General features: G+C 61.2%; 1 protein-coding gene. It reads right to left on the bottom strand.

Annotated elements, in window-relative coordinates; translation table 11 throughout:
- A partial coding sequence (locus HMPREF2826_RS03245) for a DNA methyltransferase (protein ID WP_256388669.1) occupies positions 1-397 on the bottom strand: 397 nt, incomplete at its 3' end.
- Positions 398-410 lie beyond the last annotated feature (13 nt).

Genomic DNA, 410 nt, shown 5'->3' with positions numbered 1-410 from the left:
TGGCGCTGTAGGCGTCCTCGAATACCGTGGTGAGGTTTCTGGCGTCCTTGAACCAGTGGGCCGCGCCGTCCTTCCATCCATAGAGGCAAGGCTCGTGCTTCCACTGGTAGTCTTGCCTGCCGAGCGCGAAGGTGTTCTTGACCCATATGAGCAGCTGCCTGACCTGCATCCCGCATTCCTGGCACGCTCTCTGGAAGTTCATAGCCTGTGTTCCGGCGTGCCAGATGTAGAACGCTGCCCCCGGCCTCATGACGCCGAGGGCGCTGGAGAAAGCTTCCTTCAGGAACTCGACGAACGCCTCGTCGGTCCCCCAGCTGTCGTTCTCCATCGTCAGCTTGTCCTTCGTCTTGCCCTCATACGCGACGTTATAGGGCGGGTCGGTCAGGTATAGGTCCACGAGCTCCCCCCCC

This window comes from Olsenella sp. HMSC062G07 (assembly GCF_001811895.1).
In the GTDB taxonomy this organism is placed as follows: domain Bacteria; phylum Actinomycetota; class Coriobacteriia; order Coriobacteriales; family Atopobiaceae; genus Olsenella_F; species Olsenella_F massiliensis.
This window is presented reverse-complemented; position numbering and strand designations above follow the sequence as displayed.